The 23186-nt window shown below is 73.6% G+C and carries 23 protein-coding genes; 10 read left to right on the top strand and 13 right to left on the bottom strand.

All coding sequences use genetic code 11. The annotated features are described in order from the left end of the window. Positions 1-7 precede the first annotated feature (7 nt). The 6 genes from ACFY3N_RS25905 to ACFY3N_RS25880 form a co-directional block, all read right to left on the bottom strand. On the bottom strand, positions 8-397 hold the full coding sequence (locus ACFY3N_RS25905; RefSeq protein ID WP_390819117.1) for a MarR family winged helix-turn-helix transcriptional regulator: 390 nt from the start codon (positions 395-397) through the stop codon (positions 8-10). 61 nt (positions 398-458) lie between these two features. Then, entirely contained in the window at positions 459-809 is a 351-nt protein-coding gene (locus tag ACFY3N_RS25900) for a VOC family protein (protein WP_390819116.1), read from the bottom strand. A 113-nt stretch (positions 810-922) separates the two neighbouring features. After that, positions 923-1954 carry a LacI family DNA-binding transcriptional regulator gene (locus ACFY3N_RS25895; protein ID WP_390819115.1) on the bottom strand — a complete coding sequence of 344 codons (1032 nt, stop codon included), beginning with the start codon at positions 1952-1954 and terminating at the stop codon, positions 923-925. Continuing rightward, a complete protein-coding gene (locus ACFY3N_RS25890; protein ID WP_390819114.1) occupies positions 1951-2844 on the bottom strand; it encodes a carbohydrate ABC transporter permease in 894 nt (297 codons plus the stop codon). The genes ACFY3N_RS25895 and ACFY3N_RS25890 overlap by 4 nt, the downstream gene beginning before the upstream one ends. Then, a complete protein-coding gene (locus ACFY3N_RS25885) occupies positions 2841-3818 on the bottom strand; it encodes a carbohydrate ABC transporter permease (protein ID WP_390819113.1) in 978 nt (325 codons plus the stop codon). The genes ACFY3N_RS25890 and ACFY3N_RS25885 overlap by 4 nt, the downstream gene beginning before the upstream one ends. After that, on the bottom strand, positions 3815-5134 hold the full coding sequence (locus tag ACFY3N_RS25880) for an ABC transporter substrate-binding protein (protein ID WP_390819112.1): 1320 nt from the start codon (positions 5132-5134) through the stop codon (positions 3815-3817). Before ACFY3N_RS25880 ends, ACFY3N_RS25885 begins: the two co-directional genes overlap by 4 nt. Positions 5135-5442: 308 nt before the next feature. Between ACFY3N_RS25880 and ACFY3N_RS25875 the strand changes: the two genes are divergently transcribed. From ACFY3N_RS25875 to ACFY3N_RS25840, 8 genes are all read left to right on the top strand, one after another. After that, on the top strand, positions 5443-7464 hold the full coding sequence (locus ACFY3N_RS25875) for a beta-galactosidase (protein WP_390819111.1): 2022 nt from the start codon (positions 5443-5445) through the stop codon (positions 7462-7464). 117 nt (positions 7465-7581) lie between these two features. Beyond that, positions 7582-9141 (top strand): arabinogalactan endo-beta-1,4-galactanase, encoded by a 1560-nt coding sequence (locus tag ACFY3N_RS25870; protein WP_390819110.1) that lies wholly within the window; start codon positions 7582-7584, stop codon positions 9139-9141. Between the two features lie 162 nt (positions 9142-9303). Beyond that, positions 9304-9528 (top strand): ArsR family transcriptional regulator, encoded by a 225-nt coding sequence (locus ACFY3N_RS25865; RefSeq protein WP_390819109.1) that lies wholly within the window; start codon positions 9304-9306, stop codon positions 9526-9528. A gap of 123 nt (positions 9529-9651) precedes the next feature. Next, entirely contained in the window at positions 9652-10095 is a 444-nt protein-coding gene (gene crcB / locus ACFY3N_RS25860; protein ID WP_390819107.1) for a fluoride efflux transporter CrcB, read from the top strand. Next, positions 10092-10439: a DUF190 domain-containing protein gene (locus ACFY3N_RS25855; RefSeq protein WP_390819106.1), complete on the top strand. Its 348-nt coding sequence runs from the start codon at positions 10092-10094 to the stop codon at positions 10437-10439. The genes crcB (ACFY3N_RS25860) and ACFY3N_RS25855 overlap by 4 nt, the downstream gene beginning before the upstream one ends. Continuing rightward, on the top strand, positions 10436-10810 hold the full coding sequence (crcB, locus tag ACFY3N_RS25850) for a fluoride efflux transporter CrcB (RefSeq protein ID WP_390819105.1): 375 nt from the start codon (positions 10436-10438) through the stop codon (positions 10808-10810). The genes ACFY3N_RS25855 and crcB (ACFY3N_RS25850) overlap by 4 nt, the downstream gene beginning before the upstream one ends. A gap of 52 nt (positions 10811-10862) precedes the next feature. Next, a complete protein-coding gene (locus ACFY3N_RS25845; RefSeq protein WP_390819104.1) occupies positions 10863-11591 on the top strand; it encodes a FadR/GntR family transcriptional regulator in 729 nt (242 codons plus the stop codon). Further along, entirely contained in the window at positions 11591-12607 is a 1017-nt protein-coding gene (locus ACFY3N_RS25840) for an asparaginase (RefSeq protein WP_390819103.1), read from the top strand. Before ACFY3N_RS25845 ends, ACFY3N_RS25840 begins: the two co-directional genes overlap by 1 nt. 45 nt (positions 12608-12652) lie before the next feature. On the opposite strand, the gene ACFY3N_RS25835 is transcribed toward ACFY3N_RS25840, so the two are convergent. Together ACFY3N_RS25835 and rho are read right to left on the bottom strand one after the other, a co-directional pair. Then, entirely contained in the window at positions 12653-13810 is a 1158-nt protein-coding gene (locus ACFY3N_RS25835) for a D-alanyl-D-alanine carboxypeptidase family protein (RefSeq protein WP_390819102.1), read from the bottom strand. A 92-nt stretch (positions 13811-13902) separates the two neighbouring features. After that, positions 13903-15042 carry a transcription termination factor Rho gene (gene rho / locus ACFY3N_RS25830; protein ID WP_390819101.1) on the bottom strand — a complete coding sequence of 380 codons (1140 nt, stop codon included), beginning with the start codon at positions 15040-15042 and terminating at the stop codon, positions 13903-13905. A gap of 319 nt (positions 15043-15361) precedes the next feature. Here rho and ACFY3N_RS25825 point away from each other — a divergent pair, with 319 nt between their 5' ends. Continuing rightward, positions 15362-16090, top strand: a complete 729-nt coding sequence (locus ACFY3N_RS25825) for a class I SAM-dependent methyltransferase (RefSeq protein ID WP_390819100.1) — start codon at positions 15362-15364, stop codon at positions 16088-16090. A gap of 45 nt (positions 16091-16135) precedes the next feature. Here ACFY3N_RS25825 and ACFY3N_RS25820 read toward each other — a convergent pair whose 3' ends face one another. The 4 genes from ACFY3N_RS25820 to ACFY3N_RS25805 form a co-directional block, all read right to left on the bottom strand. After that, complete coding sequence (locus ACFY3N_RS25820; RefSeq protein ID WP_390819099.1) at positions 16136-16561, bottom strand: FtsX-like permease family protein; 426 nt, start codon at positions 16559-16561, stop codon at positions 16136-16138. Positions 16562-16855: 294 nt separating this feature from the next. Further along, positions 16856-17824: an acetylxylan esterase gene (locus tag ACFY3N_RS25815; RefSeq protein ID WP_390819098.1), complete on the bottom strand. Its 969-nt coding sequence runs from the start codon at positions 17822-17824 to the stop codon at positions 16856-16858. 416 nt (positions 17825-18240) lie between these two features. Further along, positions 18241-19032 carry a ferredoxin reductase gene (locus ACFY3N_RS25810; protein WP_390819097.1) on the bottom strand — a complete coding sequence of 264 codons (792 nt, stop codon included), beginning with the start codon at positions 19030-19032 and terminating at the stop codon, positions 18241-18243. A gap of 13 nt (positions 19033-19045) precedes the next feature. After that, a complete protein-coding gene (locus ACFY3N_RS25805; RefSeq protein ID WP_390819096.1) occupies positions 19046-19651 on the bottom strand; it encodes a sulfite oxidase-like oxidoreductase in 606 nt (201 codons plus the stop codon). Between the two features lie 450 nt (positions 19652-20101). Between ACFY3N_RS25805 and ACFY3N_RS25800 the strand changes: the two genes are divergently transcribed. Next, positions 20102-20911: a putative protein N(5)-glutamine methyltransferase gene (locus tag ACFY3N_RS25800; RefSeq protein ID WP_390819095.1), complete on the top strand. Its 810-nt coding sequence runs from the start codon at positions 20102-20104 to the stop codon at positions 20909-20911. An 8-nt stretch (positions 20912-20919) separates the two neighbouring features. Here the strand turns inward: ACFY3N_RS25800 and ACFY3N_RS25795 are convergent, their stop codons facing one another. Next, positions 20920-22989 carry a SpoIIE family protein phosphatase gene (locus tag ACFY3N_RS25795; RefSeq protein ID WP_390819094.1) on the bottom strand — a complete coding sequence of 690 codons (2070 nt, stop codon included), beginning with the start codon at positions 22987-22989 and terminating at the stop codon, positions 20920-20922. Positions 22990-23186: the final 197 nt, after the last annotated feature.

The raw sequence follows: 23186 nt of genomic DNA, 5'->3' as shown, positions 1-23186 counted from the left end.
ACCCGCGCTACTCGCCCAGCGCGCGGGCCAGGGCGGCGCGCTGCACCGGCAGCGCCTCGGCGTGCAGCCCGCGCCCCTTCGGCGTGAGCTGCACGTACACCCCGCGCCGGTCCTCCGGGCAGACGCTGCGCTCCACCAGGCCGTCCTTCTCCAGACGGGCGATGAGCCGGGACAGCGCGCTCTGACTGAGGTGGACCCGGCCCACCAGGTTCTGCACCCGGCACTGCTCGCCGCCCGGGGGCGTCGCGGCCGCGAGCAGGTCGAGCACCTCGAAGTCGGAGGCGCCCAGGCCGTACGGGTGCAGCGCGCGGTCGATCTCGCCCAGGGTGCGGGCGTGCACCGCGAGGAGGTCACGCCACCGTTCCTCGAGCCGCGCGCCGGCCGTCTTCGCTGCCATATCCGAACGGTAACACTCGTTCGATATTCAATGAACGCGCGACGACGGCCCTTCCGGCAGGTCAGGCGGGCGGGTTCTGGAACAGACCGAGGAGGTTGCCGTCCTGGTCCTGCACGGAGGCGGTCAGCGCGCCGCCACCGACGTCCCGCACGTCCTGGACGGGCTTCGCCCCCGCCTCCAGCAGGGCGGCGAGGGTCTCCCGGATGTCGGCCACCCTCCAGTAGGGCACCGGGCCGGTCATGCCCTTGTCGTGGCCCTTGGGGTCCAGGCCGATCTCGTGCGTGCCGGTCCGGAAACCGACGTAGTACGGCTCGTCCGTGTACGGCTCCACCCCGAGCAGGGCGTGGAACAGCGCCTTCGCCGGGCCGAGCTCGTTGACGGGGTAGACGATCGTCTTCAGGCCGTCGATCATGAGGAACTCCTCGTCGCAGCGGGACCGGCGCCCGATCGCGCCGGTTCCCCCACGCTAGGCGGGGGAGGCGGGGCGCGGCTTCTCCGATCCTGACCGACCGGCCCGTCCGGGGCCTACGTCGAGTCCCGCTTCACCAGCTCCGTCGGCAGGATCACCGCCGCCGGGTCCTCGCCGCCGATCTGGGCCAGCAGCACCCGCACCATCTCGGTGCTGATGCGGTCCCACGGCTGGCGGATCGTGGTGAGCTCCGGGCTCGCCGCGACGGCCGCGGGGGAGTCGTCGAACCCGCCGACCGCGACGTCCTCGGGCACCCGGCGCCCCGCCCGGTGCAGCACGGTGAGCACGCCCTGCGCCATCAGGTCGGAGGCGACGAACACCGCGTCCACGTCCGGGGCCTGCGCCAGCAGCCGCTCGGCGCCCGCCTCACCGCTGGCCCGGCTGTAGTCGCCGGAGACGACGAGCCGCTCGTCGGCCTCGACGCCCGCCTCGGCGAGCACCTCCCGGTAACCGGCGAGGCGCTCCACACCGCCCGGGGTGTCGAGCGGACCGGTCACCACGCCGATCCGGCGCCGGCCCAGCGCCAGCAGGTGCCGCACCATGTCCCGCGCGCCGTCCCGGTCGTCGGCGGCCACGTAACCGACCTTCGAGCCCAGCCCGATCGGCTTGCCGCACGCGACCAGCGGCACGCCCGCCGCCCGCAGTTCCTCCGCCACCGGGTCGCCCGAGTGGCTGGACACCAGCAGCACCCCGTCGACGTGCCCGGCGGTGATGTACCGCGTGATGCGCCGCCGCTCGTCGTCCGTGCCGGCCAGCATCAGCAGCAGCGGGACGTCGTGCGCGGCCAGCGCCTGCGTGCAACCGCGCAGCAGCACGTTGAAGTTGGGGTCCTCGAAGAACCGCTCCTGGGGCTCCGTGAGCAGGAAACCCACCGAGTCGGACCGCCCGGTGATCAGCGAGCGGGCGTGCCGGTTGACGACGTACCCCGTCCTGCGGATCGCGGCGTTCACCGCCTCCGCCGCGGCGGGGCTGACGTAGTGGCCGCCGTTGAGCACCCGTGAGACGGTGCCGCGCGAGACACCGGCCTCGCGCGCCACGTCGTGGATCGTCGGCGGCTTGCGCCTGCCCCCCGTGTTGCCCATGGTCATGACTTTACGGCTCCGGAGAGCAGATCCAGGCTCCAGAACCGCTGGACGACCAGGAACAGCGCGACCAGCGGGAACACGGCGAGGAACGCGCCCGTGATCACCAGGGTGTACAGCGCCGGGGTGTTGGCGCCCTGTTCGAGCAGGGTGTGCAGACCGAGGGTGATCGGGAACTTTTCGTCGTCGCTGAGCATGATGTACGGCAGCAGGAAGTTGTTCCAGACCGCCACGAACTGGAACAGGAAGACCGTCACCAGGCCGGGCGCCATCATCGGCAGCGCGACCCGGGAGAAGATCCGCCACTCGCCCGCGCCGTCCATCCGCCCGGCCTCCACCACATCCGCCGGCACCGCGGCCGCGGCGTAGATCCGCGCGAGGTAGACGCCGTACGGGGAGAGGATCTGCGGCAGCAGCACGGACAGGTGGGAGTCGGTGAGGTCCACCTTCGCCAGCAGCAGGTACTGGGGGATGGCGAGGATCACCGGCGGCATCAGCACACCGGCGAGCAGCACGTTGAACAGCGTCTCGCGGCCCCGGAAGCGGTAGACCGCCAGCGCGTAGCCGCTGAACGCCGACACGCACGTCGACAGCAGCGCGCCCAGCCCGGCGTACAGGGCGGAGTTGCCCATCCACCGCCAGTAGACGCCGTCGCGGTAGGCGCTGAGGTCGGAGAGGTTCCCGGCGAAGCCGGTGCCCGGCCAGAAGGTGAAGGTGGAGAACAGCTCCGAGCCGGACTTGGTGGACGCGATGACCACCCAGGCGACCGGCAGCAGGCAGTACAGCGCGCCGAGCAGCAGCGTCACGGTCGGGACCAGCGCGGTCCGGCGGGGGCGCGCCGGGCCGCGGGCGGTGCCGGCCGCGGGCTCGGCCTTGGGCAGGGCCAGAGAGCTCATCGGGCCGCCTCCTGCTCGTTGCGTCGGTTCGTCGCCCGCAGGAAGCCGAAGGACAGCACCAGGGTGGCGAGCGCGATGAGGGTCGCCTGGGCGGCGGCCGCATGGAGGTCGCCGTTGCCGAAGGCGTCCTGGTACACCTTCATCAGCGGACTCCAGGTGGTGGAAACGGAATTGGTGAGCGGCTTGAGGGTGGTCGGCTCGCTGAACACCTGGAGCGTGGCGATGATCGAGAAGAAGAAGGTCAGCACCAGCGAGGGCGCCACCATCGGGATCTTGATCCGCAGCGCGATCTGCAGCGGCGTGGCGCCGTCCAGCCTGGCCGCCTCGTACACCTCGGCGGGGATGGCCCGCAGCGCGGTGTAGATGACGATCATGTTGAAGCCGGTGCCGCCCCAGACCGCGATGTTCGACAGCGCCAGGTACAGCGGCCCGCCGTCCAGCAGGTCCGGCTGCGGCAGACCGAGCCGGTCGAGCACGAAGTGGAACGGGCTCACGTCCGGCAGGTACAGGAAGCCCCACAGCAGGGCCGCCACCACACCGGGAATGGCGTACGGCAGGAAGATCGCGAGCCGGGTGAAGGGGGCGAGCCGCACCTTCTCGGAGTCGAGCATCAGCGCGAACAGCAGGGCGAGACCCAGCATGACCGGCACCACGATGCAGCCGTAACCGAGCACGCGCAGCGCGCCGCCGAGCAGCTCGCTGTCGGACAGGGCGTCGGCGTAGTTCTCCGGACCGGCCCAGACCTCCTCGCGGGCGCCGGCCCCCAGCCCGAGGCCGGACACCTGCACCTTGCGGAAGCTGAGCCAGACGGCGTACCCGATGGGCAGCGCGAAGAACAGGGCGAACAGGAGGGCCGCGGGGATCAGGAAGAAGTAGGGGGCGCTCCGCGCTCGTCTGAGGGCGGCGGGGGGAGACGGGTGGTCGTACGGGGCCCCCTCGGCCCCGTACGACGTCCGACGGGCCGGGGAGCTCACTCCGCGACCCCGAAGCCCTGCTTCTTCAGGTCGGCGACCGTGTCCCGCTGCATGGCGTCCAGGGCGGCGGTGAAGTCCGACTTGTTCTTCGCGGCGGCGCCGAAGGCGTCCTTGAACGTCGTGTAGGCGACGTTGACGTTCGGTCCCCAGGCGGACGGCGCGGTGGTCTTCGCGATCTCGGCGGCCTTCTCGTAGAAGTCGGGCTGGTTGGAGAAGTACTCCGGCGGGCCGGCGAAGGCACCGCTGAGCTGGGCCGAGGTGGAGGCCGGGTAGATGCCGCTCTCCTTCGCCAGCGCGTTCAGCGCGTCGGCGTCGGTGTTCAGCCAGGCGGCGAACTTCGCGGCGGCCTCCTTGTTCCCGGAGTCCGTGGTCACGGCGGTGGAGGAGCCGCCCCAGCTGCCGGTGCGGCTCTCGCCCTCGTTCCACTGGGGGAGCGGGGCCATCGCCCACTTGCCCTTGGTGTCGGGCGCGGCCGTGGTCAGCGTGCCCGGCGCCCACACCGCGCTCACCCACGCGATCTGCTTGCCGGTGTTGAGCGCCTTGTTCCAGGCCGGGGTGTACATCGGCTGGTTGTCGACGGCGCCCTCCTTCACCAGGCCGCCCCAGAACTCGGCGACCTTCCTGGTCGCGGCGTCGTCGATGCCGACCTTCCACTTGTCGCCGGAGGTGGTCCACCACTGGGCGCCGGCCTGCTGGGCGAGGCCCGCGAACAGGCCGGAGTCGTTGGCGGAGAAGGTGGTCAGGTCCTTGTCGGGGGCCGCCTTCTTCAGCTTGCGGGCGGTCTCGGCGAACTCCTCCCAGGTGGCCGGGACGGAGAGCCCGTACTCCTTGAACAGGTCCTCGCGGTAGTAGAACATCATCGGCCCGATGTCCTGCGGGACCGCGTAGACGGCGTCCGTGCCGAGCGTGGTCTGCTGCCAGACGCCCTCGGCGAACTCGCCCTTCGCGTCCTCCACGCCGTCCGCGATGTCGGCGAGCGCGTCGTTGCTGACCAGCGTGGGCAGCGCCTGGTACTCGGCCTGCACCAGGTCGGGCGCCTTGCCGGCCTTGTGCGCGGTGAGGATCTTGGTGACCAGTGTGTCGCCGGACGCCTGCTTCTTCACCGTGACGGTGATCCGCTCCTTCTTGCCCGGCCCCTCGTTCCACAGGTCCACGACCTTGTCCATGCCGGGGGCCCAGGTCCAGTACGTCAGTGAGACCGGGCCCGACTGCGCCTCGCCGTCGTCGGACGACGAGCCGCAGGCGGCGAGTGCGGTGGCGCCGAGCGCGACGGCGACGGCGGAACTCACGAGGCGACGGCGCTTCGTGTACGGCATGGAACTCTCCCCTGACCTGGGCCCCCGCCTGGTGCGAAGGCCTGCTGCACTCTCTGCGCGGCTCGCCTCCGGGGCACTGCAGCCGGTGTCGAAGACACGACCGTGCTCGACCCTTCGGGCCTCCGCGCGCTCGCGCCCTCGACACCGGCGCGCCCCTTCGGCTCGCTCGCGCTGCTTCTGTGAGCGTTCACAGTAGAGAAACATCCCGGACACTTGTCAATGGTTGTTGCTGTGCGGTTATGTTGGCCTCGCACCGCCAAAAATGTGTGTGCACGTTCCCAAAAGATCGACACATCGGGAGAGAATCCATGCCGGAGACCACCCCCAGGGGCCTCACCGGGCTCGCCTTCGGCGGGGACTACAACCCCGAGCAGTGGCCGGAAAGCGTCTGGGACGAGGACGTCCGGCTGATGCGGGAGGCCGGCGTCACCATGGTGAGCGTCGGGATCTTCTCCTGGGCCCTGCTGGAACCCTCGCCCGGCGTCTACGACTTCGGCTGGCTCGACCGCAACCTGGACCTGCTGCACGCGGGCGGCATCCGCGTCGACCTCGGTACGCCCACCGTGGTGCCGCCCGCGTGGTTCTACCGCGCCCACCCCGACGCGCTGCCCGTCACCGAGGACGGCGTGCGCCTGGAGTTCGGCTCCCGCGGCGCCATCTGCCACAGCAACGCCGACTACCGCAGAGCCGCCGCCGGCATCACCACGAAGCTCGCCGAGCGCTACGGCGACCACCCCGCCCTCGCCATGTGGCACGTCCACAACGAGTACGGCGTCCCCGTCTCCGCCTGCTACTGCGACTCCTGCGCCGCCCACTTCCGCCGCTGGCTGGAGCGGGAGTACGGCACGGTCGACGCCGTCAACGAGGCCTGGGGGACCGCGTTCTGGGGCCAGCGCTACGCCGGCCTCGACGAGATCGAGCCGCCGCGCCGGACCCCGACGGTCGGCAATCCGGCCCAGGCACTGGACTACCGCCGGTTCGCCGACGCCACCATGCGCGAGAACTTCACGGCCGAGCGGGACATCCTGCACCGCCTCGCCCCCGGCGTCCCGGTCACCACCAACTTCATGACCGCCCTCAGCCAGTGCGACTCCGTCGACTACTGGGCCTGGGGCCGCGAGGCGGACCTCGTCACCAACGACCACTATCTGATCACCGACGGCCGCCGCACCCACGTCAACCTCGCCATGGCCGCCGACCTCACCCGCTCCGTCGCCGGCGGCGCCCCCTGGCTGCTGCTCGAACACTCCACCTCGGGCGTCAACTGGCAGCCCCGCAACCCCGCCAAGGCCCCCGGCCAGATGGCCCGCAACTCCCTCGCGCACGTGGCCCGCGGCTCCGAGGGCGCGATGTTCTTCCAGTGGCGCCAGTCCCGGCGCGGCGCCGAGAAGTTCCACTCCGCGATGCTGCCGCACGGCGGCACGGAGACCCGCGTCTTCCGCGAGGTGACCGAACTCGGCGCGGCAATGGACTCGTTGACCTCGATCCGGGGCACCCGCACCGAGGCCGACGTCGCCGTCCTGTGGGACTGGCAGTCCTGGTGGGCGCAGAACCTCGACTGGCGTCCCAGCGAGGACCACGACGCCCGCGAACGCGCCGACGCCTACTACGAGGCCCTCTACGACCACCACCTCACCGTCGACTTCGCCCACCCCGAAGCCGACCTGTCGAGGTACCCCCTCGTCGTCGTACCGGCCCTGTACCTGATGACGGAGACGGCGGGGAGGAACCTCAGGGAGTACGTCGAGGACGGCGGCACCCTCGTGGTGTCCTACTTCTCCGGCATCGTCGACGAACACGACGCCGTGCACGACGGCCCCTACCCGGGCGCCCTGCGCGACGTCCTCGGCCTGACCGTCGAGGAGTTCTCCCCCCTGCTCCAGGGCGAGCGGGTACGGCTGACCGGCCCCGACGGCTCCGAACTCGGCGCCGACGTGTGGACGGAGTTCGTGGTGCCGCGGGGCGCCGAGACGGTGTGGACGTACGCCGACGGCCCGACCGGGGGGCGCCCGGCCGTCACCCGGCACCGCCTCGGCGGGGGCACCGCCTGGTACGTCTCCACCCGGCTCGGCGCCGAGGGCCTCGCCGCCCTGCTCGGCCGGGTCGTCGAGGACACCCCGATCACCCCGCGCACCGGCCTGCCCCGCGACGTCGAAGTGGTGTGCCGCGCGGGCGAGTCGGGCACCTTCCTGTTCGCCATCAACCACACCGCCGCCGACGCCAAGGTGCCGCTGGACACCCCCGGCACCGAGCTGCTGACCGGTGAACGCGCCGCGGGCCGCCTCGCGGTCCCGGCCGGAGCCGTCCGGGTCGTACGGCTCGACGGCTGAGCCGCGACTCCCCTCCGCCCGCGTGAGCGCACAGGCCGCGGGCGGAGGGGGCTGCCGCCCCCGCCCTCCGGGCACGGGGCATCCCCCCTCCCCACGTCGAAGGGACGACGAACGACCATGTTCCATCCCAGACGCACGCTCCGGGCCCTGCTGCCGCCGCTCGTGGCCGGGCTCGCCCTCACCGCCCTGCCCGCCCAGACCGCGACCGCCGCGAGCACCCTCGCCAACGGCGGCTTCGAGACCGGCGGTTCCGGCGCCGCCACCCCGGCCGGCTGGTCCGAGTACGGCGACACGGCCGCCTCGTACACGGAGTCCGGCGGCCGGGGCGGCGGTCACCGCCTGTCCCACTGGTCGTCCTCGGCCTACAAGGTCGAGACGTACCAGTACCTGTCCGGTCTGGCCAACGGCGACTACAGGCTCACCGCCTGGGTCCGCTCCGGCGGCGGCCAGAACGCCGCGTACCTCGCCCTGAAGAACTGCGGCGGCGCCGAGCAGCGCACCGACCTGCCGGTGTCCGACTCCGGCTGGATACGGATCGTCGTGCCGGTCCGGGTGACGAACAGCCGGTGCACGATCAGCGTCACCAGCGACGGACACGCCGGCGACTGGATCAACGTCGACGACCTGACCTTCGCCCGGGGCACCGCGGGCCTGCCGGTCAAGGGCGCCGACATCTCCTCCCTGCCCAAGAGCGAGGCCAGGGGCGGCGTCTACCGGACCGCGTCCGGCACCGCCGGCGACCCGGTCGCGATCCTGAGGTCCGCCGGCATGAACTACGCCCGCCTGAAGGTCTGGGTGAACCCGGCCGACGGCTACAACGACAAGGCGCACGTCCTGGCCCTGGCCAAGCGGATCAAGGCGCAGGGCATGAAGCTGCTGGTCGACTTCCACTACTCGGACGCCTGGGCCGACCCGGGCAAGCAGAACAAGCCCGCCGCCTGGGCCGGACACGGCTACGGGCAGCTGAAGAAGGACGTCTACGACCACACGTACGACGTGCTCGACGCCCTCCAGAAACAGGGCACCACCGCCGACATGGTGCAGGTCGGCAACGAGATCAACGGCGGCATGCTGTGGAACGAGGGCTCCACCGACAACTGGGCCCAGCTCGCCGGACTGCTCAACTCCGGCTACGACGCGGTCAAGGCGGTCAGCCCGTCCACGGTCGCCGCGCTGCACCTCGCCGAGGGCGGTGACCTCGACGGCACCCGCTGGTGGTTCGACAACGCGGTCTCCCACGGCGTGAGGTTCGACGCCATCGGCCTGTCGTACTACGGCTACTGGCACGGCACGCTGCACGACTTCCAGACGACCCTGGACGACGCGGCCGGCCGCTACGGAAAGCCCGTCTTCGTCGCCGAGACGGCCTACCCCTTCCGTCTCGACAGCGACGACGGCCTCGAGAACATCATCGACCTCGACGGTGAACTCGTCCCCGGCTACCCGGCCTCCACCAGCGGCCAGACCCGCTGGATGAACGACGTGGCGAGCATCGTGGAGGCCGTCCCGAACGGCCGCGGCCTCGGCGTCTTCTACTGGGAGGCCACCTGGACCGCCCGAGACGGCAACGGCTGGGACCCCGCCGACCCGTCCTCCGGCAACGGCTGGGAGAACCAGGCGCTGTTCGGCTACGACGACCGCGCGCTGCCCGCGACGGCCTGGTTCCGCCACCGGTGAGCCCGCCGGCCCCGCCCCGCACACCGGGGCGGGGCCGAACGGCCTTTTTCCGCAGGCCCGTTGGGTCCCGGACAAGGTGCCGTCGGACCGGGACACGGAGCCTTTGCCCACGGCAGAGTGGAAGGGCTCCGGAGCGCGAGGCCCGGCGCGGAGGTGCACGAGATGCCGAGGACTCCCGTCGACGGGACACGGCTGCGCGTCCTGACGCTGCTGCGGGAACAGGACGCGCCGGCCGGCGGCCTGACCGCGGAGACCGTCGCCGCACGGCTCGGTCTGCCCCACCCGGCCGCCCTCACCCACCCGCGGCTGCTCACGGCCCCCGGCCTGCTGCGCACCGGTTGCTCCGCCGGCCGTGTGCGCCACCGGCCGTGTGCGCCACCGGCGTGACGAAGCGCGGATCGCCGAGGTGACGCAACTGTTCGACAAGGGCTGGTAGCACCCACGGCGCGAGGTGACCCGCCGCGTCCCGGGGCGTTACGCTGATCCGGAGCGAGTGGGAGACGTACGACGGTGACAGCCCCGGAAACCGAGGCCCTCCGGGCCCGCCCCGCCCTCCGTGCCCAGGCCCCCGTCGTCGCCGCGGTCGCCGTCGGCGGGGGAGCGGGGGCCGCGGCCCGGTACGCGGCGTCCCTGTGGTGGCCGGCACCGGCGCACGGGTTCCCCTGGACGATCCTCTGGGTCAATGCCGCCGGCTGCGCCGTCATCGGGGTGTTCATGGTGGTCGTCACCGAGGTCCGCGCCGCCCACCCCCTCGTCCGTCCCTTCTTCGGCACCGGCGTCCTCGGCGGTTTCACCACCTTCTCGACGTACGCCGTCGACGTCCGCGCCCTGCTCGACGGCGGCAGGCCGGGCGCCGGACTCGTGTACCTCGCGGTGACCCCGCTCGCGGCGCTCGCCGCCGTGTGGACGGCCGCCTCGGCGACCCGCCGCGTTCTGACCAGGAGGCAGCCATGACCCGGCCGACCGGCACCGTCCTCCGGCTGACCGTGTACGTCGGCGAGAACGACACCTGGCACCACCGGCCCCTCTACTCGGAGATCGTCCACCGGGCCCGTGCGGCCGGACTCGCGGGGGCGAGCGTCTTCCGCGGCATCGAGGGCTTCGGCGCCTCGTCCCTCGTCCACACCTCCCGGCTGCTGTCCCTGAGCGAGGACCTCCCGGTGGCGGTCGTCGTGGTCGACACCGAGGAGCGCGTACGGGCCTTCCTGCCGGAACTCGACACGCTCGTCACCGAGGGCCTGGTCCTCCTCGACCGCTGCGAGGCCGTCCGGCACGTGCGCCGCGAGGGGCCGCGGTGAACTGGCTGTACGTGGTGCTGGGCGCCATGGCCGGCGCCCCGCTGCGCTATCTCACCGACCGCGCGGTGCAGTCCCGGCACGACTCGGTGTTCCCCTGGGGAACCTTCACGGTCAACGTCACCGGCAGTCTGGTCCTCGGCCTGCTCACCGGCGCGGCGGCCGCGGGCGCGGCGGACTCCCGCCTCCAGCTCCTCCTCGGAACGGGCCTATGCGGCGCCCTGACCACCTACTCCACCTTCTCCTACGAGACCCTCCGGCTGGCCGAGACCGGCGCCCGCGGCTACGCCGCGCTGAACGTGGCGGCGAGCGTGGCCGCCGGCCTGGGAGCGGCCGTCACGGGCGCGGCCCTGGCCGACGCGGTGTGGGGCTAGCGGCCCTCCCTCCGCTTGACAGCGCCCGTGCCTCACCCGCACCATCGGCACCGTGAACCTGTCAGACAGCCAGACAGGTGGTGCGGGTCCGCGGCGCGTGAGCGCGATGGAAGCGGTGCTCTCCCACCTCCGCGACGCCATCGAGCGCGGCACGTACGCGATCGGCGACAAGCTGCCCTCCGAGGCGGAGCTGTGCCGCACCCTGGAGGTCTCCCGGCCCGTACTGCGCGAGGCGCTCCGGGCCCTGCAGACCATGGGCCTGACCGTGTCCAGGACCGGCAGGGGCACCTTCGTCGTCGCCGACGCCGTCGAGGACCCCACCTTCGGCGACTACGCGGCCAGCGACCTCCTCGAGGTGCGCCGGCACATAGAGATCCCGGTCGCCGGGTACGCCGCCAGGCGCCGCACCCCGGAGGACCTGGACCGGCTGACCCGTCTGCTGGACCGGATGGAGCGGGAGACCGACACCACGGCGTGGGTCGCCATGGACACCCTCTTCCACCTCACCGTGGCCGAGGCCGCCCAGAACCCGGTGTTCCGCCGGGTCATCGAGGAGATCCGGGACGCGCTGGCCCGCCAGTCCGCCTTCCTCAACGAACTCGGCGGCCGCCGCGAACAGTCCGACCACGAGCACCGGGCGATCGTCGAGGCGCTCACCGACGGCTCCGAGCGCGACGCGGTCGACGCCATGACCCAGCACCTCGACCGCGTCGAGACGACCCTCACCGCCCTCGTGCGCTCCGCGCGCACGCCGGCCCCCGACTCCCCCCAGGCAGTGTGATGTACAACGGTCTCCCCGCGGACGCACCCCCGATCCGCGAACCCCTCCACGCCCCCGTCGCCCACCTGGTGCGCGGCGGAGTCGTCGAAGGCGTCCACTACGGCTCCGTCGTCGTCCTCGGCCCCGACGGCGAGGTCGGCTTCCGGCTCGGCGACGTCGAGGCCGCCTGCTATCCGCGCTCCGCGCTCAAGCCGGTCCAGGCGGTGGCGATGGTCCGCGCGGGGCTCCCGCTCGACGGCGAACTGCTGTCGCTCGCCGCGGCCAGCCACTCCGGCGAGGAACGCCACCTCACCGGCGTCCGGCGCGTCCTCGAACTCGCCGGGCTGACGGAGGACGACCTCCGCAACGTTCCCGACCTGCCGTTCGACCCGGTCGTCCGGGACACCTGGGTGCGCGAGGGCCGCCCGCCGTCCCGGCTCGCCCAGAACTGCTCCGGCAAGCACGCCGCCATGCTGTACACGGCCAGACTGAACGGCTGGTCCCTCGACGACTACCTCGATCCCGCCCACCCCCTCCAGCAGGCGATCGCCGAGATCGTCGAGGACCTCACCGGGCAGCGCGTCGCCACGGTCACCGTCGACGGCTGCGGCGCGCCCCTGTTCGCCGTCTCCCTGCGCGGTCTCGCCCGTGCCGCCGCGCGGATCACCACCGCCGCGCCGGGCACGCCGGAGGCGCGCGTCGCCGACGCGATGCGCGAGCACGCGGAGATGGCCTCCGGGTCCGGGCGGGACGTGGCCGCGCTGATGCGGGCGGTTCCCGGGCTGCTCGCCAAGGACGGATTCGAGGGCGTGCAGGTCGCCGCGCTGCCGGACGGGCGCGCGGTCGCCGTGAAGATCGCCGACGGGGCGGGGCGGGCGCGTGTTCCCGTGGCCGCGGGGGCGCTCGCGCGGGCGGGGGTGGATCCGTCGCTGCTCGCGGAGTTCGGGGGAGAGGCGCTGCTCGGGGGCGGGCGGCCGGTCGGGGAGGTGCGGCCGGTGCGGGCGCTGGAGTGGGTGGGCGCACCGGCCCCGGCGTGACGCGCGCGGGTTCCCCGCGTCCCTTTCGTGGTGCCGTCCGTGCCGTCAGTCCGTCGGCACGGGGCCCCATCTGAGGCGCAGGTACAGCGACACGCCCGCGGCGCCCAGGAGGGCGGCCGCGGCGACGGGCCAGGCCGGCGGGTGGGCCGGGGTGCCGCCCCGCCGGGGCGTCGGGACGGTGGCGGGATCCGCCTCCGCGCCGTGCGGCGGGCCGGGGCGCAGGGCGTCCAGGGAGCCCACCGGAGTGACGTGCCCGGTCGCCTCGAAGCCCCAGTCCAGCAGGGCGCGGGCCTCCTCGTACACCGCGTGGCCGCCGCCCGACCGGGGGTTCATGACCGTCACCACGAGGGTGCGGCCGTTCCGGCGTGCGGCCGCCACGAGTGTGTGACCGGCGTTGCTGGTGTAGCCGTTCTTGATCCCGATCAGGCCTTCGTAGGGTTCGACCCCGTCCGCTCCGGTGAGCAGCCGGTTGGTGTTCACGATCCCGTAGGAGCCGCCGTCGCGGGCCGGGAACCGCGCCTCGTGTCTGGCGCAGTACCGCGCGAACTCGTGGTTGCGCAGCCCGGCGCGGCCGAACACCGCCAGGTCGTACGCCGAGGACACCTGGCCGGGCGCGTCGTAGCCGTCGGGTGACTCGACCCGGGTGTCATGGGCGCCCAGGGCGCGTGCCGTGGTCTGCATCCGTTCGGCCGTGTCCCGCCAGCCGCCGCTGAGCGCGGCCAGGACCCGCACGGCGTCGTTGCCGGAGCTGAGGAAGACCCCGTTCCACAGGTCGGACACCCGGTACGTACGGGCCTCGGCGACCCCGACGAGGCTGCTGCCGGGGCCGATGCCCGCCAGCTCCTTCCCCCTGACCTGGTGCCGGATGCCGGCCGGCAGGGCCGGCAGCACGGTGAGCGCGAACAGCGTCTTGAGCGTGCTGGCCGGCGGCAGCCGGCGGTGTGCGTCGTGCGCCGCCAGTACGTCGCCGGTGCGGGCGTCGGCGACCAGCCACGACAGGGCGGACGGATCCGGGACCTCGGGTGCCCCCGGGCGCGGGCGGACGTGCGTGCCGGGCCGGTACAGCAGTGACGCGGCCGCGGCCGTCGCCCGCGGCCCGGGATCCACGGCGGCGGCCGCCGCGGCGGGTCCGGACACCAGCAGGCCCGCCGTGCAGAGCACACAGGTCGACACGGCACCCCGCGAAGTAAATCCGATAGTCATACCGCAAACGTAGGAATGGACTCCCCGGAACACCGCGCTGCCCCGGCCGGGAACCGCGGGCGAGCACCCGGATGCCGCACGCCGGCGCCGTGTCAGCCGCCCGGCAGGGTCGGCCGGACGCGCCGCAGGAACGTCGCGTTGTCGGGGGTCTCGCGCATCCGGCCCAGCAGGGTCTCCAGATCGGCCAGCCCGTCCCGCGACCGCAGCACGCGCCGCAGTCCCCGCGCGGCGGTCAACTCGGCCGGAGTGAGCAGCAGTTCCTCACGGCGGGTGCCCGAACCGGTGATGTCGACGGCGGGGAACAGCCGGCGCGCGGCGGCCTCGCGGCTCAGCCTGAGCTCCATGTTGCCGGTGCTCTTGAGCTCCTCGAAGGAGAACTCGTCGGCCCGGGAGCCGGTCTCCACCAGGGCCGAGGCGAGAATCGTGAGCGAGCCGCCCTCCTCGGCCGGGCGGGCGGCGCCGAAGAACCGCTTGGGCCCGAGCAGCGCGGAGGCGTCGACACCGCCGCTGAGGGTGCGGCCGCCGGGCGCGGCCGCGTTGTTGTACGCCCGGCACAGCCGGGTCAGCGAGTCGAGCAGCACGACGACGTCCTCGCCCGCCTCGACCAGCCGCTTGGCCCGCTCGATCACCAGCTCGGCGAGCGCGATGTGCTCCTTGGCGGGCCGGTCGAAGGTCGAGGCGTACACCTCGCCGCGCACCGAGCGCCGCATGTCGGTGACCTCCTCGGGGCGTTCGTCGAGCAGCACCACCATCAGCCGGCACTCGGGGTGGTTGCCGGCGACGGCCGCCGCGAGCTGCTGGAGGAGGACGGTCTTCCCGGTTTTGGGCGGCGCCACGAGCAGCCCGCGCTGCCCCTTGCCGACCGGCGCGAGCAGATCGACGAGCCGCCCGGCCGGCCCGGACGCCGGATGCTCCAGGCGCAGCCGCTGATGCGGGTGAAGCGGCGTCAGGTCGCGGAAGTGCCGCCGGCCGCGCAGCGCGTCGGGCGCACGGCCGTCGACGCGGGCGACCTCGGTCAGGGCGCGCCCGTCGCCCCGCACCCCCTCGACGAGGTCGCCCTTGCGCAGGCCGTGGCGGCGCAGCAGCGCGGGGGAGACGGGCGGGTCGAAGGGGGAGGGCAGGCAGCTCCCGGCACGCAGATGCCCCTTCCCGGCCGCGTCGATGTCGAGGACACCGGTGACGAGCCGGGACTGCTGCCGTACGGGAGGGTGTGCGAGTGCGGTGGTGGTCATGGAGGCCGGTCCTTTCGCGGACGACGGGCGGGAACGTGCGAGGGGAGGGGGGAACCGCGCGAGAAGGGCGGACACGCGCCTTCGGACGGCGGAGAACAGCACCCGGTCACGGCGGGAGGAGATCCTGCCGACGAGGTGGTGCGGGAAAGCCGCGCGCCGGTCGATCACGACGGGCGGATCGGCGAACCGAAGAAGGGAGAAGGGCACCGAGGTCCGAACAGGACGTTCTGAAGATGCCGCTTTCACTGTACCATGGGACACGGTGATGTATGGGTGAGGGAGGCAGCTGTGTGCCCGGATGCTCCTCCAGGCTGATCCGATGTTCAGCCCCGAAGGCCCCCGCCTGCGTGAACTCGCCGTTCAGGCGCTGTCGTCCGTCGAGCGCGGATACGACCTCCTCGCGCCGAAGTTCGACCACACCCCCTTCCGCACGCCCGACTCGGTGCTGGACGCCACCGCCTCGGCTCTGCTGCGGACGGGCCCCTTCGACGCCGGTCTCGATCTGTGCTGCGGCACCGGCGCGGGCATGGAGGTGCTGAGCCAGGTGTGCCGCAAGAGCGTCACGGGCGTGGACTTCAGCGCCGGCATGCTGTCCGTCGCGCGGGAGCGCACCCGGCCGCCGGGGCCGCCGGCCGGCTGGGTGCGGGCGGACGCGCGGGCACTGCCGTTCGGGCCGGTGTTCGACCTCGTGGTCAGCTTCGGCGCGTTCGGGCACTTCCTGCCCCGTGAGCTGCCGGGGCTGTTCGCGCAGGTCCACTCGGTGCTGCGGCCGGGCGGGCGCTTCGTCTTCCCCGTGGTCGCGCCGCCCCGGCCGGGCTCCCTCACCCACGGGATGCTGCTGGGATTCGACGCCGTGATGCGGGTGCGCAACGCCGTCCGGCGCCCGCCGTTCGTCATGTACTACCGCACCTTCCGCTTCGGCGACGTGCGCCGCGAACTGAGCCGCGCCGGATTCCGGGTGGAGCACCGGGCCCTGCCCGAGTTCGGACGCCGCCGGGACGGCAGCCCGAAGGTCCGGCTGGTCGTCGCCGCGCGGGCGGAGGCGTGACGGGCCGCGGGACGGCCGGTCGACGGCCGCTCCCCGGCCCGCGGCCTATTCGGTGCGCAGGGCCGTGGCGGTGCGGGCCCGGGCGGCCCAGCCGGCCGGCAGGAGCGCACCCGGCGCGGCGATGAGGAGGCCGCCGAGGGCGAGCGACAGCAGTTCGGCCGGGTGGTGGACGGCGAGGACGGAATCGGGGAGGCGGAGCCCCACGCTGTCGCCCATCGCGGGAAGGACCCGGCCGTGCAGGGCCACGCCGAGCGGCACACCCGCGGCGCCCGCGACCAGTCCGGTCACGACGGCCGGGGTCAGGACCATCGCGACGGTCTGACGCGGCGTCATGCCGAGCGCCTTGTGGACACCGAGCTCCCGGACGCGCTCGCGGGTGTCGAGCAGGACGCCGTTGAACACGCCGAGCCCCGCGACGGCGACGAGCATCGACGTGAGGAGCACGGACAGCGCGTTGAGCGTGACGACCATGTCACCGCCGTCCGCGGTTCCCGCCCGTCGGCCGACGCGGACCAGTGGCGGTGCACCGGTGCCGGCCGGGCCGGGGCGACTCCCGGCATCTCGGCGTGCCCGGGCGGCGGGGCCTCCCGGGCGACGGTGGCCCTGGCCACCGCGCCCCGGCCGGCGCACCGTGCGCCGAGCGGGAGACCGGACGACGCCGGCGTCCCCACCGGCGGGCCGGGCAGCGTGGCGCGGCTGCCCCGCCGGCCGGTGGCGACCAGTCCGTCACGGCGTGGCATCCGCAGCGCCCGACGTACGGTCCCCTCAGATGTACGAGTTCATCCAGCGCAGCTTGGCCGCCTCCTGGAAGGCGCCGCCGCCCTCGTGGTCGTTGAAGTCGTACACCTCGATCGTCTTGTCGTCGTGCGCCCAGGCGTTGAAGGCCCCGAACACCGTCGAGGGCGGGCAGGTCTGGTCCTCCAGGGCCGCCGAGAACAGGGCGGGCGCGCTGCCGCGGGCGGCGAAGTGCACGCCGTCGAAGTAGGACAGCGTGCGCAGGGCGTCCTCGGAGCGGCCGCGGTGCGTCTTGAGGTAGAGGCCGATCTCCCGGTACGGGTGCCGGTCGGTGAGCGTCGTCGCGCGCGGGAAGTCGCAGAGGAACGGCACGTCCGGCGCGATGCCGGCCAGGTCCGGGACCAGCCCGCCCACCGCGATGGTGATGCCCCCGCCCTGGCTGCCGCCCACGGCGACCGTGCGGCTCGCGTCGGTCAGCGGGTGCGACCGCGCCGCCTCCACCGCGCGCACGGCGTCCGTGAACACCCGGCGGTAGTAGTAGTTCTCGGGCGCGTCGATGCCGCGCGTCATGAAACCGGGGTACGCCGGAGCGCCGCCCACCGGGTCCGCCGTACCGCCGCCGGCGCCCCAGGCGCTGCCCTGGCCCCGGGTGTCCATCACGAAGTGGGCCCGGCCCGTGGACGCCCACAGCAGGTGCTCGTGCGGCAGTCCGCGGCCGCCGCCGTAGCCGATGAACTCCACCACCAGCGGCAGCGGGGCGTCGGTGTCGGCGGGCAGCGTCAGCCAGCCCTTGACGGGGTGGCCGCCGAACCCGGCGAACGTCACGTCGAGGACCCGCACCGTGGACAGTCCCGTGTCGACCGGCTCGAAACGGGCGTCCAGGTCGTACGCGCGCGCCTCCTCGAGCGTCTTGGACCAGAACGCGTCGAAATCCTCGGGCGCGGTGGACGCGCTGCGGTACTCGCGCAGTTCGTCGAGGGGGAGGTCGAACAGGGCCATCAGGGACCGCCTTCGTGAAGAGACAGTGCGAAGCGATGACACCGTACGCGGATCATCGGCGCCATCGCCAGAGGTTTCGGGGAAAGTCCCAGGTGGCGGGCATGGAAAGCGATTGCTGTCGGAGGTGCCGGCGGGAGGTGGCCGCCGGGTCGGGCGCCGCGGTGCGTCCACTCCGGTCCGGTGCGGGCCCAGACCCGTTTCCACTCCGCCGGCCTGCGCCGGCGCCGGCGCAGGCACAGCACCCGCGTTCGCATCCCGGACCTCCCTGCCGTCACCGCGGCCGGGGGTGTGGACGGGGCCGTACGCGACGGCGGCCCCCGGCGTCCCGCCGCGGCGCGCGGCACCCACGGAACAGCCCCGGCCGGGCACCCGGCCGGGGCGGTGCGAAACGGCGGGTGCCCCGAGGGACCTCCCGGTCAGCCGAAGCGCTCGATACGGATGCGCTCCACGGGCTGGCCGGCCGCCACGAGCAGCCTGGAGGCGTGCTCGGCAAAGGAGTTGGAGCCGCACACATATGCCTCCCACCCACCAGGAGGCTGTTTGGCCAGGAAAGGCGCCACATGTGCGGCCGCCATACGTCCCACGGGCACCCCCTCGGGGGCGCTCCGCGTGAACACCCGAGTCGTCTCCGCGCCGAACTCCCGCGCGTAGATCAGCTCCTCGGGGCTGCGGGCCGACACCACCAGGCGCAGCGGCAGCCTCATGTCCCGGGCCCGGTGGTGCCGCACCATCGACATCAGCGGGACCACACCGGAGCCGGCGCCCACCAGCAGCGCGGGCCGGTCGCCCGGCCAGGCGAAGAAGCCGCTGAGCGGGCCGCGCACCTCGATCCGGTCACCGGGGCGGGCCACCGTGTGGAACCAGCCCGAGACCTCGCCGCCCTCGACCCGGTCCAGGGTCAGCTCGATGTGCCCGGAGTCGTCCGGCGCCGACGCGATCGAGTAGTGGCGCTGGGCCGTATAGCCGTCCTCGGCGGTCAACCGCAGCAGCAGGTGCTGACCGGGCACATGCCCCGGCCAGCCGGGCACGGCGAACCGGAAGGTCGTCGCCCGCGGGGTCTCGCGGCGGATGCCGGTCAGCGTCGCCGTCCGCCACACGGACGCGGTCTGCTCGTTCACGCCGATCCGCCCGGGCACCGCGAACCGCGTCGGCGGTGCGAAGCGCTCCGGTGCGGCCTGCGGCGTCCGTGTCGTCGGTGCCGTCGTCATCGGTGTCGTCCGCTCAGTCACCGGAGTACCGCTGCTCCTCCCAGGGATTGCCGCGCGCATGGTAGCCGTTGCCCTCCCAGAAGCCCGGCTCGTCGTGGTCGAGCAGCCGCAGCCCCGCGATCCACTTGGCGCTCTTCCAGAAGTACAGATGCGGCACGATCAGCCGCGCCGGACCGCCGTGCTCCGGAGGCAGCGGCCGCCCGTCGTACTCCCAGGCGATCCAGGCCCGGCCGCCGGTCACATCCGCGAGCGGCAGACTGGTGGTGTAGCCGGTGTGCGCATACGCGACCACATGTGTCGCCGACTCATAGGGCCGGACCACATGGAGAAACGCGTCCAGCGAGACGCCGCCGAACCTCACCCCGAACTTCGACCAGCTCGTCACACAGTGGATGGCCCCCTCGTACGCCGAGGCCGGGAGCGCGTGCGCCTGCTCCCAGTCCCAGGTGCGGGGCTCCGCCACCAGCCCGTCGATCCGGAAGGTCCAGTCGGCGGGCGCGAGGTCGGGCGTGACCTCGGCGGACAGGACGGGCCATTCGTCGCCCGCGTCGTACTGCCCCGGCGGCAGGCCGGGACGGTGCACGCGGGGGCGGCCGGTGAAGCCTCGGGTGATGTTCACGTGATCGGCGATTCCGTTGCGGCTGGTGCTCAAGTGTTTCCGTGTTCAACCGTACGTGGTGTCCGCGACCGATGTGGTGCCAGGCCGGTCACGGCCCCGCGGGCCCGGTCCGCGAGACGCTCCGCGAGGGGCGCGCCGGCCGGTCTCCACGGCCTCGGCCGCGTCCACCCGCGCACCTCTCCCACCGCGCACCTCTCTCCCACCGCGGCTCCGGGTCCCGGGTCCCGGGTTCCGGGTTCCGGGTTCCGGAAGCACCGTACAGCGGCGGTGATCGTCGGGTACTGTGGCCGTCCGGCTGCGGACCGCCCCAGCCGCAGATCGCCGAGGAGGTGGGACCCATCACCGCTGTGTCAGGTCGGGTGCTCTCACCTCGAAGCGACGCGGACCACCGGCAGTAGGTGACCGCGAGAGCGCCCTTCGGCTCCCGAAAGGCTCAGGCTCTTGCCGCACATGCCGTCCCCGTCACCCTCTTCCTCCGCCGTACCGCCGTCCTCGTCCCGGGACGCCGTCGTGGCCGCCCTTCGCGCCGCCGGGTGCGTCTTCGCCGAGGACGAGGCCGAGTTGATCCTCGCCGCCGCGCCCACCCCCCAGGACATCGCCCCGATGGTCGAGCGCCGGGCGGCCGGAATGCCCCTCGAACTCGTCGTCGGCTGGGCCGAGTTCCACGGCCGGCGCATCATCGTGGAACCCGGTGTCTTCGTGCCCCGCCGCCGCACCGAGTTCCTCGTCGAACAGGCGCTCGCCCAGGCTCCGGACGCGTCCGTCGTCGTGGACCTGTGCTGCGGCTCGGGCGCCGTCGGCGCCGCCCTGGCCGCCGGACTCGGCGCGGTCGAACTGCACGCCGCCGACATCGACCCGGCCGCCGTGCGCTGTGCCCGCCGCAACGTCGCCGGGTTCGGCGGACGGGTGCACACCGGTGACCTGTTCGCGGCGCTCCCCGGCGAGCTGCGGGGCCGCGTCGGCATCCTCGCGGCCAACGTGCCCTACGTGCCCAGTGACGAGATCGGCCTGCTGCCCCCGGAGGCCCGCGACCACGAGCCGCTGGTCGCGCTCGACGGCGGCGCGGACGGCCTCGACGTGCTGCGCAGGGTCGCCGCCGGAGCACCCGGGTGGCTCGCGCCGGGCGGCTGCCTCCTGGTGGAGACCGGCAGCCGGCAGGCCCCCGCCGCCGTCGGCGCCTTCACCGCCGCCGGCCTGCGGACCCGCCTGGCCGCCTCCGACGAGCGGTACGCCCATGTCGTGATCGGCGTGAGGCCGTAGGGCCCCGCTCACGGGGCCGGTGCCGTCGCGCGGGCGATGAGCAGGGCCACGTCGTCGAAGTTGTCGGGTTCGTGCAGGGTGCGCAGGAGGAGGTCGCAGACCTCCTCCAGGGAGTCGCCGGGGTGGTCGAGCAGGGCCAGCAGCCGGTCCAGGCGTTCGTCCAGCGGATCCCGGCGCGTCTCGACGAGACCGTCGGTGTAGAGCACCAGCAGGTCGCCCGGTGCCAGCTCGACGGTGGTCGCGGAGAAGGGGACCCCGCCCACCCCCAGCGGCACCCCGGTGGGCAGGTCGAGCAGTTCGGGGGCGCGCCCGGCCCGCACCCGGGCCGGCGGCAGGTGCCCGGCGTTGGCGATCGTGCACCGCCGCTCGCGGGGGTCGTGGACGGCGTAGACACAGGTGGCGATCGCCTGGTCCAGGCCGCCGCTGATCCGGTCCAGGTGCTCCAGGAGGACGGCCGGATCGAGACCGAGGGAGGCGAGGGTGTGGGTCGCCGTGCGCAGCCGGCCCATGGTGGCCGCCGCGGGGATGCCGCTGCCCATCACGTCCCCCACGACGAGGGCCGTCTTGCCGTCCTCCAGCGGGATCACGTCGAACCAGTCACCGCCGACCTCGCTGGTGGCGCCCGCCGGCTGGTAGCGGGAGGCGACCTCCAGGCCGCCCGTCACGGGCGGATGGCTCGGCAGCAGACTGCGCTGCAGGGTGAGGGCGGTGTCGCGGGCGTTCTGGTACCAGCGGGCGTTGTCGATCTGCACGGCCGCGCGGGAGGCCAGCTCCCGCGCGAGCAGCAGATCGTCCTCGTCGAACGGGCGGGGGTCGCGCGTGCGGACGAGGTCGAGGGCGCCCAGCACCTCCCCGCGCGCGATCAGCGGCACGGCCAGGTACGAGTGGGCGCCCGCCCGCGCCAGCCGCGCGGCCGCCTCCGGGGAACGGGCGATCCGCGCCAGGTCCTCGTCCTTCACCTGCGGCACCATCACCGGCAGCCCGGTGCGCACGCACTCGGTGACCAGCCGGTCCGGCGCGTACCGGGTCACCCGGCCCGGCGGGTCGGCCGCCGCCAGGACCTCGGCCGCGTCCGCCCCGCGCACCGCCAGGGCCCGGATCACCGCGGGCTCGGCGGGGCCGAGGGTGCTGCGGCGGCCCCGCACCACCGCGTCCAACAGACCCACCGCCGCCGCGTCGGCCAGCTCCGGCACGGCCACGTCGGCGAGCTCTCCGGCCGTGCGGTCCAGGTCGAGGGTGGTGCCGATCCGGGCGGTGGCGTCGGCGATCACGGCGAGCCGCCGCCGCGCGGTCTCGGCCTCGGCGTTCGCCCGGTACTGCTCGGTGATGTCCACCACCGACACGGCCACGCCCAGCACCGTGCCGAGCGCGTTCTCCAGGCGGTACAGCGAGACCGACCAGGCGCGGTCCTCGTCCGGATCGGCCGGGGTGCGGCCGGTCGTGAACCGGTCGACGACGGGCCGGCCGGTCTCCAGGACCCGCCGCGCGGCCGTCTCGAGCGCCTCGGCGTCCAGCAGCGGCAGCACCTCCCGGACCGTGCGGCCCAGGTGCTCCCCGGCCGGCACGCCGTTGATCTGCTCCAGCGCCGGATTCACCGAGACGTAGCGCAGTCCGGTGTCCAGCACGGCCAGCCCGATGGGGGACTGGGCGACGATCCGGGTGGACAGGGCCACGTCCTGCTCCAGCCGGCGCACGGTCGACTGGTCCACCGCGAGGCCGAGGGCGTACACGTCCCCCCGGTCGTCCAGCAGCCGCATGTTGCGGAACTCCACCAGCCGGGTCTCGCCGTCCTTGCGCCGGATCGGGAAGGCCCCGGCCCAGCTCCGTCCGGTCCGCATGACGTCGGCGAACAGTTTCACCACCAGGTCCAGGTGCTGTTCGTGCACCATGATCCGGGCGGCGTACCGGCCCAGCGCCTCCCGCGCGCCGTACCCGAACAGCTCCTCGGCCTGGGGGCTCCACAGCACGATCCGCCCCTCGGCGTCCAGCACCACCGAGGCCACCCGCAGCACGTCGAGCAGTCCGCTGGGACGCACCGGCCCGTCGCCGCCGGCCGGGGGTGATCCCGCTGCACTCATCGCACGCCCCGCCTCCACCGGTTCCCACGGCACGCCGTCACGGTGCCGACACCCCCGTTCCGTCCTACCGCGCGCGGGGCCGGCTCTCCGCCGCTCCCGCCGTCCGGTTCCAGCTTCTCCCACCATCAGGGCGGGCGCCCCGCGGCGAGGGCGCGCGGGTAGTGCTCTTCGCCGGGTGGTGCTTTCCTGAGTGAGGG

Origin of the sequence: Streptomyces sp. NPDC000348, from assembly GCF_042898795.1 — a bacterium.
Classification (GTDB): domain Bacteria; phylum Actinomycetota; class Actinomycetes; order Streptomycetales; family Streptomycetaceae; genus Streptomyces.
This window is presented reverse-complemented; position numbering and strand designations above follow the sequence as displayed.